Source organism: Eubacterium sp. AF34-35BH, assembly GCF_003477765.1.
Taxonomy (GTDB): Bacteria; Bacillota; Clostridia; order Lachnospirales; family Lachnospiraceae; genus Eubacterium_G.
In genome coordinates this window covers 198,633-211,296 of sequence record NZ_QUDZ01000004.1, presented here as the reverse complement: position 1 = coordinate 211,296, position 12,664 = coordinate 198,633, and the positions used below count along the sequence as shown (strand labels likewise).

The following is a 12,664-nucleotide window of genomic DNA, read 5'->3' as shown; positions in this document are numbered from 1 at the left end:
CTATCTCACTATTTCTCCCATATAATAAAATCCTTTAGCTTCGTTTAATCTAACATTTACAAGCTGACCAATATCTTCTTTGTTTCCTTCAAAGTGAACAACTGCATTATTACTTAATCTTCCTGTAACGTAGCCAGGAATCTTTTTGTTTACTTCTTCTATTAAAACTTCCTGAACAGTCCCCTGATATTTTTCAGTTTTCTTTTTTGAAATTTCATTAACTACTGCAAGTAATCTGTCAAAACGGTCTTTAATAACATCATCACTTACCTGATTTACCATTTTTGCAGCAGGTGTTCCTGAACGCTTTGAATAAATAAATGTAAATGCTGATTCATATTCAGCCTGTTTTACAACGTCAAGGGTTTCAAGGAAATCTTCTTCTGTTTCTCCCGGAAAACCTACAATTATATCTGTTGAAATCCCAATATCAGGTATTGCTTCTCTAAGTTTTCTTACTAATTCTAAATATTGTTCTTTAGTGTAATGTCTGTTCATTTTTTGAAGCAAAGCTGTGCTACCTGATTGAAGTGGTAAATGCATCTGCTTACAAATCTTTTTAGATTTTGCCATTACTTCAATTAATTCATCTGATAAATCCTTTGGATGTGATGTCATAAAACGGATTCTCTTTAAGCCGTCTATTTTCTCAACCTGCTCTAATAACTGAGCAAATGTAATAGGATTTTCAAGATTTTTTCCATAAGAGTTTACATTCTGACCTAAAAGCATGATTTCTACAACTCCATTGGCAACTAAATCCTTTATTTCGTTAATAATATCTTCAGGATTTCTACTTCTTTCGCGACCTCTTACATAAGGAACAATACAGTAACTGCAAAAATTATCGCAACCATACATAATATTAACGCCTGATTTAAAGTCATACTTTCTAACAGCAGGTAAATCTTCTACAATTTCTGTTGTGCCATCCCAGATATCTTCGATTTTGTGACCGCTTATTAATCTTTCATATAATAATTCAGCTAATAAAAATACATTATGTGTACCAAAAATCAAATCAATAAACTTGTAGCTTTTATTTAATTTTTCGACAACCTGTGGCTCCTGCATCATACAACCGCAAAGGCCGATAATCATATCAGGGTTCTTCTCTTTAATTTTTGAAAGATATCCAAGTCTGCCATAAATTTTTAAATTGGCGTTTTCTCTTACGGTACATGTGTTATATAAAACTAAATCAGCATGCTCATCTTCTGTTTCTTCGTAGCCAATTTCAGTAAGAATACCAAGAAGTTTCTCTGAATCCTTGAAATTCATCTGGCAACCGAATGTACAGACACACGCTGTTAATTTTCTTCCTAAAGCAGCCTCTTTTGCCTTGATTATTTCTTTACATTTATTAATATAATATTGTTGCTTTTCGCCTTCGCTTGTAAAACTCATATAAATCTCCTATTTTATCTTTTTAGTTATTACTTATTATTTCATTTACGGGAACATCATGTAACTCGGTTGGAATTTCATCAAACACCTGAAAATCATACGCTACACCAATTGAATGACAACTGCTATTTCTAAGATATCTGTCGTAAAATCCACCTGCCTGACCTATTCTTTCCCCTTTAGTCGAAAAAACCACTCCGGGAACCAAAATTAAGTCGGCACTAGGTGCAATTTTTGAGTTGCTTGGCTCCGGAATGTTATATAGACCATTTTCAAATTTATCATTTTTGTTTATTGCAGCAAAGTACATTTGTCCGTTTTTATTGACAACTTTAGGGACTGCCACAGTTTTATCTGCCAATAGTGCATCCCTTATAACTAAACTCAAATCAACCTCATTTTGAATTGCCATATAACAATAAATACACTTGCTTTCTTTGTAAAACTGACTGTTAATAATCTTATTACAGATAATATTACTTTTTACCTGTATATCACTTTCAGTCATTTTTAATCTTTTCTGTTTTATTTCTTTTCTTAATCTGCTTTTTTCTTCACTAATATTCATCTTAATGCTTTCTTCTTGGCTCTACTTTTGAAATTGAACCGTCAGGATTCTTGATTCTAACATTATCAAGATTAGCTGACAGATTATTAATGATAGCCATTCTATATTCTGTTCTAAGCTGTTTTTGTTCTTCAATTTCTTCAGGGGTAAGTCCTGTTTCTTTTGATTTATGATATAACTCGTTAATTCTGTTTATTTTTTCCTTGTCCATTTATTTTAAAAATATATATGATGTATTCTTATCTGAGGTAACACATCCTATATACTCTCCTTTCTCCTGTAAAATTACTTTTTTGTTTGGGAACTTGTGGATGCAAACAACCTGAAATTCTTTACCAAACAATGTTTTTTCTGTTGTTGTTGAAATCACTGTATTATTATTTACAAATCTAATATCATATTCTTCTGAATAAGTTGCATCAATTTCGTTGGAAATTAAATTGAAAAATTGAGTTCCTGATGCAGTATTCATTATCATATATGGTATATCTTCTATTACTGTTGCATTTTTTAGAAGATATTCTCCTGAAGTTGTCTTATTAATACATGTATATATTTCTTTTGTTTCAATGTCATAGAAAATAATATTCTCGTCATTACTTTCGTAATTTACTTTCGAATAAATCAAAAAGTTTTCTATGATTTTTGCACTTACAATTGTTGTGTCATAATATGCCTGATCTACAGCATTCATTATTAAATTAGACTGGTCAAGCTGTAAGTCACTTATAAACTGCTGTATGTTTAAAACAAATAATGATTCAACTGCTGCCTCTTCTTTTGTAAGATTCTCATGTCTGTTATTTTCCGCAACAGAATAGCCGGTTTTCATTATACAGCTTTTTTCATTATATGGAAGAATAAATTCAATTCCATTTTTTACTAAATTTTCATCTTTAATGAAAATCTGTTTATTTTTATCAAAATTAAATAAAATAAGTGAATAATCAAAAAACTCTTTTAAAATTCCGTTTTTGCTGATTCTTGGAAGAGCTCTTTGTATTATAAGATTTGACTCATCCAATATAAAAATCTTAATCTGCTTATTGTCAGGATATAAATTAATATTATCCTTCAAAGATATTATTTTGGTATGGGTATGATCTGTAATGTTGTATCTTACAATACTAAACACATATGTACCGTCATGCATGTCAGAATATTCTGTAAAATATAAGTATTCTGATTCATTTTGGCAATTAGTAATATTAAACACATCTACTTTGTCAGAAAATGGCATAACTTCTTTTCTTACATTTTCCTCTAAATAATATAGATAATATCTTACCTTTGGTAAATTAGTAAAAGGACCCTGTTCGTATTCTTTTTCTAAAACAATGTCATCCTTTATATGTAATCCGTTGAAGTATTCTGACTGCGCTAAAAAACGTATATTCATAATGCCTCTCCTTAACTAACAAAATCTATGTATGTTGTTATTTGGTTCTTTTAAAATTAATAAACCCAATAACCTTTCTAATTATTCACATACATCTTTATATAATACTACATATTTGTAAAAAAGTCACTTTAAAACAGCTTATACGAAATATTTGCAAAATATTAAAACAACCTATACGAAATATTTTAGTATCTTACACGCAATAATTTTTTATAATTTCTTCAAAAATTTTCATGCCGTCAATGGCAGCAGATGTAATTCCACCTGCATAACCGGCTCCTTCTCCTGCAGGAATTAGCCCTTTTATATTTGAATTAAAGTTTTCATCACGTGTAATTCTAATTGGTGATGATGTTCTTGTTTCTATAGCTGATAAAACAGCATCATCATCGTTAAAATGTTCTATTCTTTTTCCAAAAGCTTCAATTCCTTCAATTATGGATTCAACAATGAAGTTAGGAAAAATGTTGTTTAAGTTAGATAATGTATACTTACCTTTTATGTTTGGTGTAATTGTACCTAAATCTGTTGTTTTAACATTATTCTTGAAATCTCCATATTTTTGTAATGGAACTAAGCCAGCTCCTTCTTTGTAGGCTTTTCTTTCAAGGGCACGTTGGAAATCAATCCCTGCTAAGGGACTATCTCCATCAAAGTCATTTGGAGTAACTGTAACAACAATTGCACTGTTGGCATTTTCTCCATCTCTTTTGGAGTAACTCATGCCATTAACAACTTTCCCACCTTCTTCTGAAGAAGAATCAACAACAAAGCCACCTGGGCACATACAAAACGAATAAACACCTCTGTTTGCTGTTGTTGTATGGGTAAGTTTATAATTTGCCGCACCTAATCTGTCATCAGGGAAACCATACATACTATTATTAATAGTACTCTGTTTATGTTCTATTCTTACACCTAGCGCAAACGGTTTCTGTGTCATTTCTACACCGTTGTTATATAACATTTCAAATGTGTCTCTTGCACTGTGACCAATTGCCAGAATACAAAGGTTTGTCTCAATTACTTTTTTGCTACTTAAAATAACCCTGCTAAGTTTACCATTTTCACATTCAAAGCCTTCAAACCTTGTATCAAAGTAAAACTTACCACCTTTTTCCTTGATAAAATCTCTCATGTTTTTTACAACATTTTTCAATACATCTGTTCCAATATGTGGCTTGGCTTCATATAGAATCTTTTCGTTTGCACCAAATTTAACAAAAGTTTCAAGAACAAATTTTATTCGGTTTTGTTTATCTTTAATGCCTGTGTTTAATTTACCATCAGAAAAGGTTCCGGCTCCCCCCTCACCAAATTGGACATTGCAGTTTGTATTTAAAACGCCTGTGTTCCAAAAGTCTTCTACGATTTTTGTTCTGTTTTCGACCATACTGCCACGTTCTATAATAATAGGTTTGTAGCCATTAAGTGCAAGAAGATATGCACAAAACATACCTGCTGGTCCAAAGCCAACAACTACAGGTGAAAAGGTGATTCTTTTCGTGCCTGAAATTTCGTATGTATATTCTTTTTCCTTTGTAATTATCTGCACGTCTTTTCTTGTTTTGTTATATTCTTTTACATACAAACCAATAACATATACCTTATGCATTTCCACTTTTTTTCTTGCATCTATGGATAGTTTTATTATTTTCCAACTACTGACTTTATCTTTTGAAAGACCTGCTTTTTTGAGAGCTTTTTTAAATGCTGTTTTTTCATCTTCTGTTATGTCAACTTTTATGTTCGATACCTGTAATAGTTTCATTAGTTACAATTTCCTCCTGCAATAAGTCCTGTACACCAGGCAAAATGAAGATTATAGCCACCGCAGATTCCATCTACATCCAACATTTCACCAACAATATATAAATTAGGTGATAATTTAGATTCCATGGTTTCAGCATTGATTTCGGATGTATCTACACCACCTGCTGTTACCTGGGCGTAATCAAAACCTCTTTTTTTATCAATAATAACGTTATAATTCTTAATAGTATTAATAAGACTTTCAATGTTTTCTGTTGATAAAGCTTTTGCCTTAATTTTCTTTAAACCTGATTTTTCAGCTAAAACTGATGCCAGTTTTTCATTATATAAGCCTTTAAGTATTTTTTCAGTTGCTAAATCTTTGTATATTTTTGAAAATTTAAATATTATTTCTCTTAATTCATTTGTAGAAAAATCAGGTGCAAAATCTATTACCAAATTATCATTTGTTTCTAATGTTCTGCTTATATTAAAAACCGGAATTCCTGATACACCATAATCTGTTATTTGAATTTCACCGGTGTGCTTATAATTTCCCTTTGAAACTGTACCTTTTACCCTTACGCCTGAGCTTTTTGTGAGAATATCTTTTTTTATTACAAGAGCTGTAAGAGCTGGAGAAAGTTTTGTTATAGTGTGCCCAAACTTCATGGCTAATTCATAACCACTTCCATCAGAGCCTGTAACTTCATAACTTTTTCCACCTGTTGCCAAAATCAAATTATCACATTCCAAAGGTATACCTATATCAACAACATATTTCCCATTATTCTGCTGTATACTATTAATATTATTGTTAGTTTTGATTTTAACACCAAGCTCCATGGCATATTCTCTTAAAAATTCACATACGGTCTGCGCCTGCATACTTGAAGGATAAATATAGCCGTTTTTCGACACTGTGCATATACCAATATTTTTAAAAAAACTTCGTATATCATCAGGTGAATAAGCTTCTAATACTTTTTTAATAAAAGAACTGTTGCCATAAAACTTATTCTCATTCATAGCCTCATTAGTAATATTACAACGACCGTTTCCTGTTATAAGTATTTTTTTCCCTACCTGTTTGTTATGTTCAATTACCGTAACACTAGAGCCAGCATTAGCAGCAGCTATCGCTGCCACAAGACCTGATGCTCCTGCACCAATAACAATTGTTTTCATTTATTGTCCTTTCATCAACTGGTGTTTGCCTCGAGAAATTTAAACAGTTCCTCAGAGCTTTCAACATAAATACCATTTATAATTATTTTTCTATCTTTTAAAGACATATTCGATATGTTTATGTCCGTTTCAGCAATTTCTGTTTCTTTATCACTTTTATATACATACAAAATATTATCTTTTGCAATAAGCCAGTAGCCTTCTTTTTTATTTTCATTGTTAGCTTTAACCGCATCAGACTTAATGGCTACATTTTTCAAATCTGAAGTTCCCATTTTGTATCCACATAAATATGAAATACTGAATCCAACAACAAATATAATTAAATAAAAAATATATGCACGTTTATTCATAAATTACCACTCCTTTTATCTGATAAAATATTCCTTTACCTGCATATATTTTTTACAATATTTGTATATTTATACCTTAATTATTTCAATAATCTGAATTTCTTCAAAATTCTTACAATCTGATTTCCCTTGGGAATAGAATACAACTCATCCTCAGTTATTGTCTTAGTAAATACTAAAGAAACAGCATATATTACCACTGCAATAAGTATTGATAAAACTGTCCAAATGAAATTAGATGGTAGAATCATCATTCCAAGTTTGTAAAATACTAAACAGAAGATACCCATTATGGCTGAACAAACAAATGGGCAAACTAAAGTGTAATGTACTTCCTGTTTGTAGCCAAGGTATTTCTTAATGGAAAATGAGTTAAGTACCGCAACTGTCATTGCAAATGTAAAGTCTCCAATTACAACGGCATATATACCAAGTCTGAATACTAATAAAAGTATCAGTAAGAAAATAATGTGTATACCAAGTGATATTGCCGAGTTTCTAATTGGCACATTTAATTTATCTATACCCTGTAATATTGCATTACTGATTGTTGATAAACTAAAAGCTACTACAGTAAAAATACTGAAAATCATAATAATTGATGTGTATTCAACTTTTTCACCAAATAAAAGTGAGTTAATTGGCCCACCTAAAACTGATAATCCCATACCACAAGGAAAAGCAATTAACATTGAGAACTTCTGTGCTAACATAACTTTTCTTTTAACGACTAATTTGTCCTTTGCTATATACGACCTAACTAATGATGGTACAATAGCCGTCGACAGTGAAGAGGCTATTGCTATTGGCATTGTAGTCAAAAGTCTGTAATAGCCTGAATAAACGCCCCATGCAGCACTATTGGTTGTTTCACTTACGTGGAAGATACTTGACATTATATTCTGATATATTGGGTTGTCCAAAAGATTTCCAATATTGTATATTGTTGTACTAAACAAAACCGGAGTAATTGTTAAAAGAATGACTTTGGTAATCTGACCATAGCTGTCCTGGACTCCTGTTCTGTCTTTTTTCATTTTTTTGCGGAAATAATTTCTATTTACATATACTATAAAGAACATAAAAATCAATGCAATTAAAGCACCTGATAATGTTCCTAATGTTCCCCCGGCAGCAGCATAAGAACCTTTTAATACTTTCTGCTCACTGGCAATTTTTGATAAAGTATAACCGTAGGCACCTAATTCATAAGCAGCTATAACACTGACTACGGCATTTACTATCTGCTCAAAAATCTGCGAAACAGCAGTTGGAACCATATTGCCCATACCCTGAAAATAGCCTCTTACTACACCTAAAATACAGGCAATTGTAAGGGTTGGTGCCAATACTCTTAATGCTATTGCTATTGGTGGCTGTTTGTAAACTCCTGCAATGAAATCTGCCCCAAAGAACAAGAATAGTCCAAAGGCAAGTCCTATAAAACCACCATAAAATAATGCTCCCTTAAAAACCTTGTGAGCATTTTTATATTCCTTTTTTTCAAGCTTTTCAGATACTATCTTTGATACGGCTAATGGCATACTTTGTGATGATAACAAAATCAACACATTGTAAAACTCAAAAGCTGTGCCATAATATCCTAAACCAACATCTCCTAAAATTCTGTTTAAAGGTATTCTATAAATTAATCCTATTACACGAACAAGTATACCTGCCATTGCCAAAATACTGCCCTGTATTATAAAACTATCTTTTTTAGACTTACTACTCATTTTTTTATCTTCCATTTTCCTTATGTTATTGTCTTGTTATATTTGGTTGTTTATTTTGAAATTTTAAAATTAGCTTTGTCATCATTTCCCACAACGCATATCCATGTCTTACCTGTGTTTAATGTTATTTCTTTTCCATTCTTATCAAGGTATTTTGTTCTGCCTGTCATTTTTTTATCTTTTGACCAGGTAATTTTTTCGGCTTTGCCATTTGTAATAAACCAGCCACTACCCTTGCCTGTTAGAGTAATATCCAAGCTCTTATTATCAGGATATAATGTATAGTTTACAAACTGAACAATAATGTTAGAACAATGTAACTGCTTCTTGTTCTGATCATCAATATGCTTCTGGTTATATTGATATCTGTAATATTGACCGTCTTTTTTGTTATATACAAAATATGGATGATTTATTCTATAACCAATTTCAACTTTTTTAGCTGTTTTTTTACTGTCTAAAGCAATCTTGCTGCCACTTTTTGCAAAGTTGAAATGAGATGTATATTTTTTCTTGTATGAAGTTCTATATTTAAACTTTTTAATTGCAGAATCAAGTCCTTTTCCTGATGTAAAACAGTTATGAGGGGCAACTCTGTCTGATGTACGATAAAAAGCTGACTCAGCATTTAGTGAACCTACTTTGTCAATTGAACCACTTTTTAAATAATCAAGTGCATATTTTGACTGTCCAAAGTGACTGTAAATAGCATCCCACTCATTTGCAAAGGCACAATAATATATTCTGCAGCTTCTAACCGAACCCATTTTCTTGAGTTTTGAATAATTTTCAAAAATGCCCATAATTCTTGTAATTGAGCCTTCTACCGGTGCTTCATAACATACATCTGCATTATAAAGTCCTGAATGTGGAATTGCGTTAATAATATTGTTATACATTAAAGCAACAGGTCTTTTATTGGCAATAGATTTCTTAACATACTCTCCTGTTAATTTACTAATTACCTTGCCTGCATTTGGATCTGCTGTAGTTGTTTCAGTAACTGTTGTCTGTTCAGGTGTTGTTGTAGGCGTATTTGTCTGCTTTTTGGCACTACCAAACACAACTGCAAGAATAACACCAACTATTATTACTGCAACTAAAATTGTTATAGCTATGATTTTGTTTCTCTTCATAATTACTCCCTTGTTATTCCTAAATTATTTAAAATTTCTTTTTGCTTTTGTTCCATTTCCATTCTTTCCTTATCATCAATATGGTCATAGCCAAATAAATGAAGCATACTATGTGCCACTAAAAAAGCAAACTCTCTTATAACAGAATGATTATACTCTTCTGCCTGAGAAATTACTTTGTCGTAGGAAATCACAATATCTCCTAATGTAAGTTCTCCTGTGTCAGGATCAAATGCATATAAATCATTTTCGAATTTATCAAAATCACCTGGTTTATCATATTCCAGCATTGGAAATGATAAAACATCTGTAGGTCTGTCAATATTTCGTTGACTGTTGTTTATTTCATGTATTTCATCGTTGTCAACTATAGTAACATTCACCTCACATTCGTAGGGGCATTTTACATAATCAATAGCTTCTGATACGACCATATTAATTAAATTTTCGTAATCAATGTCAATATTATTTTTGTATTGATTTTCAATATATATATTCATGTTTTTTCCTTTTTTATTATCTGATTGAATTAAGATTATTAATTAACTCTGTACGAGTCTTTAATTATTTTTTTGCCAATCTTTTTTATTTATCCTTAGTTTTGCCATTTGGTTTATTTTTTAAATATGACGATTTTCTATTTTCATATTCTTCGTATGCCTTGACAATTTTTTGAACTAAAGGATGTCTGACAACATCGTTGTTATCTAAAAAGGCAAAGCCAATATCATCCACTTTCGACAAAACTTTAAGTGCTATATCCAAACCTGATACAACATCTCTTGGTAAATCCTTCTGGGTTCTGTCACCGGTAACTATAACCTTTGAACCGAAACCTATTCTGGTTAAGAACATTTTCATCTGAGCAGGTGTTGTATTTTGAGCTTCGTCAAGTATTATGAAAGCATTATCTAAAGTTCTACCACGCATGTAAGCAAGTGGTGCAACTTCAATAATTCCTTTTTCTGAATTAGAAATAAAACTTTCAGCTCCCATAATTTGATAAAGGGCATCATATAACGGGCGCAAATAGGGATCAACCTTGCTTTGTAAATCTCCTGGCAAAAAGCCTAAATTCTCACCGGCTTCAATGGCAGGTCTTGTTAAAATAATTTTATTTACTTCATTATTTCTTAAGGCTGTAATTGCCATTGCCATTGCCAGATAGGTTTTACCTGTACCGGCAGGCCCCACACCAAAAACTATCATTTTATCTCTTATTAAGTCTACATATTTCTTTTGACCTAATGTTTTGGGTTTAATAGGCTTCCCCATTATTGTTCTGCAAATAATGTTATCATCTAATTCAACTATTGCAGATTCTTTTTCCTCAAAGCTTAAAGACAATGCATAATCAACATTTTGTTCTGTGATTTCATTTCCTCTTTTTGCCAATTCAATTAATTGGTTAAACACGCTTTTCGCTCTTTTGGTGGCCGTTTCACCACCGATTATTTTCAAATCTCCATCTCGTGAAATAATCGTAACATGTAAGGTCTTTTCAATCTTCTTAATATTATAATCAAATTGACCAAATACAGTTTTCTCATATTCTGCAGGAATATCTATAATATTTTCTATTACACTCATTAATTTACCTGTCTGCTGTTGTCTGCTCAACAGATTCCTTTTCTTGTTTTATTTTGTTTAAGGTTGAATCTTTTATGTATTGCACCTTGCCAACGGGTAAAATGCATATAACATCGCCCTTATATTGGTAAAATTCTTTTTTCCGTACTATTCTAACATTTTTTGCTAATATTTTGTAGCCTTTTTGTTCTAATATTGCTAATTTATTGTTTAACTTAGATGATAAAACTTTTTCTGCCTGCTTTTTTGAATAATTTGCAGTTTTTATTGTATAATCTTTGCTTACATATTTGCCAAAGCCTATTGGAAAATAATAATTTTCAAAAAATTTTATTTTTGATTCGCTGTATTCAATATCTTTATTTTTTTTACTTTTAATATGCCATCTGTAGTTTTTTATAAAAGGGATGTAATAGGTTTTAGAGGAATTATATATTTTATATTTATGTTTAACAGGAATTTGGTCATTATAATTAAATTTAATTTTCCCTAAAATATCTCCGTCAGAGCCGGTAATAACCGAGTAAAGCTTTTGACCTGATTCATCTGCAACGTCTGTTACACCCTTAATAAGAATTTGATTTTTATGTACATATTGATTTTTCTTAACTAATGGCGTACCTTTTCTAACCACTATAGATTGGATTTTTCCTGAATATTTGGAAACAATGTTATAAGGACGGCTTTCTTTTTTTGCAATTTCAGTAATATAATTTTCCTTTATGTGAATTATAAGATTAGTGCCTTTTATTTCAGCACATACCCAACTTATGTCATTATAATTTTCTCTGATGTTTTTTTCTATATTTTCGCAATTTACTTTATTTTTCAAAACCCCTTCTGTTACATTAAGGCATCTGACATAATCTAAAATTTCTTTTTGGGTATATGAATAGTTGCCGTTTATTGTTATCTTCCAAATAAATTGAGTGGAAATAACTATAAATAAAATAAAGAATATAGCAAATGTTGCAGCTAATTTAATAAAAAAACTATGAGTAATTTTTTTATACAAGCCAAACTCGTGAACATTTATTATTTTTATATTATTATCTTTCGCTATTCCTGTAACAGTATTAAAATCTGACGAATTAATTGTAAAAGATGCCAGAGAATCATTTCCATTTTGATTGAAAGTTATATCTCTTATTTTTATCTCTTTAGTATTGTTTAAGAATCTGTAAATATGTTTGGAATTTATTGTTATTCTATATAAATGAAATTTCATTTAATACCCCACTTACAACCATAGACTCGCTATTGTAATATTTTATGTTTAACTTTTCGCCTTTTATTAATAAATTATATTTTTTGCACATGACTAATATTTCATTATCTTTTATCTCTTTTAAACATCTATAGTTTTCTACAACAAATTCATTTCTGCCAATAATTTCTATTAACGAATCTTTATGTACAACGTCTCTTGGAAGGTCGTATTTATCATCAACATTAAACATGGCGTTTGCTCCTTTGGAATTAATTAGGCAGTATTAAGCAGATTATTTATATTTATTAGATTATGTTAAAGG

Annotated in this window: 13 protein-coding genes; all 13 read right to left on the bottom strand. The window is 30.8% G+C overall.

Features of this window, described 5'->3' with window-relative positions; genetic code table 11:
* The 13 genes from miaB to DWZ69_RS06165 all read right to left on the bottom strand — a co-directional run bounded on the left by miaB (position 1) and on the right by DWZ69_RS06165 (position 12,592).
* Positions 1-1,407, bottom strand: coding sequence for a tRNA (N6-isopentenyl adenosine(37)-C2)-methylthiotransferase MiaB (gene miaB, locus DWZ69_RS06225; protein WP_117999589.1), 1,407 nt, complete (start codon positions 1,405-1,407; stop codon positions 1-3).
* A 22-nt stretch (positions 1,408-1,429) separates the two neighbouring features.
* A complete protein-coding gene (locus tag DWZ69_RS06220; RefSeq protein ID WP_117999588.1) occupies positions 1,430-1,975 on the bottom strand; it encodes a 5-formyltetrahydrofolate cyclo-ligase in 546 nt (181 codons plus the stop codon).
* Position 1,976: 1 nt separating this feature from the next.
* Positions 1,977-2,186, bottom strand: coding sequence for a DUF896 domain-containing protein (locus DWZ69_RS06215; RefSeq protein ID WP_117999587.1), 210 nt, complete (start codon positions 2,184-2,186; stop codon positions 1,977-1,979).
* Positions 2,187-3,374, bottom strand: a complete 1,188-nt coding sequence (locus DWZ69_RS06210) for a hypothetical protein (protein WP_117999586.1) — start codon at positions 3,372-3,374, stop codon at positions 2,187-2,189.
* Positions 3,375-3,570: 196 nt separating this feature from the next.
* Complete coding sequence (locus tag DWZ69_RS06205; RefSeq protein ID WP_117999585.1) at positions 3,571-5,148, bottom strand: FAD-dependent protein; 1,578 nt, start codon at positions 5,146-5,148, stop codon at positions 3,571-3,573.
* Positions 5,148-6,317 carry an aminoacetone oxidase family FAD-binding enzyme gene (locus DWZ69_RS06200; RefSeq protein WP_117999584.1) on the bottom strand — a complete coding sequence of 390 codons (1,170 nt, stop codon included), beginning with the start codon at positions 6,315-6,317 and terminating at the stop codon, positions 5,148-5,150. The genes DWZ69_RS06205 and DWZ69_RS06200 overlap by 1 nt, the downstream gene beginning before the upstream one ends.
* 14 nt (positions 6,318-6,331) lie before the next feature.
* Positions 6,332-6,670 carry a BofC C-terminal domain-containing protein gene (locus DWZ69_RS06195; protein ID WP_117999583.1) on the bottom strand — a complete coding sequence of 113 codons (339 nt, stop codon included), beginning with the start codon at positions 6,668-6,670 and terminating at the stop codon, positions 6,332-6,334.
* Positions 6,671-6,750: 80 nt separating this feature from the next.
* The gene (locus DWZ69_RS06190; RefSeq protein WP_158561084.1) at positions 6,751-8,406 is read right to left on the bottom strand and encodes a polysaccharide biosynthesis protein; all 1,656 of its coding nucleotides are present in this window, start codon (positions 8,404-8,406) and stop codon (positions 6,751-6,753) included.
* 50 nt (positions 8,407-8,456) lie between these two features.
* Positions 8,457-9,542 (bottom strand): DUF3048 domain-containing protein, encoded by a 1,086-nt coding sequence (locus tag DWZ69_RS06185; protein ID WP_117999581.1) that lies wholly within the window; start codon positions 9,540-9,542, stop codon positions 8,457-8,459.
* Positions 9,543-9,544: 2 nt separating this feature from the next.
* Entirely contained in the window at positions 9,545-10,042 is a 498-nt protein-coding gene (gene ybeY, locus DWZ69_RS06180; RefSeq protein ID WP_117999580.1) for an rRNA maturation RNase YbeY, read from the bottom strand.
* A gap of 85 nt (positions 10,043-10,127) precedes the next feature.
* Complete coding sequence (locus tag DWZ69_RS06175) at positions 10,128-11,132, bottom strand: PhoH family protein (protein WP_117999579.1); 1,005 nt, start codon at positions 11,130-11,132, stop codon at positions 10,128-10,130.
* Between the two features lie 4 nt (positions 11,133-11,136).
* A complete protein-coding gene (locus tag DWZ69_RS06170) occupies positions 11,137-12,360 on the bottom strand; it encodes a sporulation protein YqfD (RefSeq protein WP_117999578.1) in 1,224 nt (407 codons plus the stop codon).
* Positions 12,341-12,592, bottom strand: a complete 252-nt coding sequence (locus tag DWZ69_RS06165; protein ID WP_117999577.1) for a YabP/YqfC family sporulation protein — start codon at positions 12,590-12,592, stop codon at positions 12,341-12,343. The genes DWZ69_RS06170 and DWZ69_RS06165 overlap by 20 nt, the downstream gene beginning before the upstream one ends.
* Positions 12,593-12,664 lie beyond the last annotated feature (72 nt).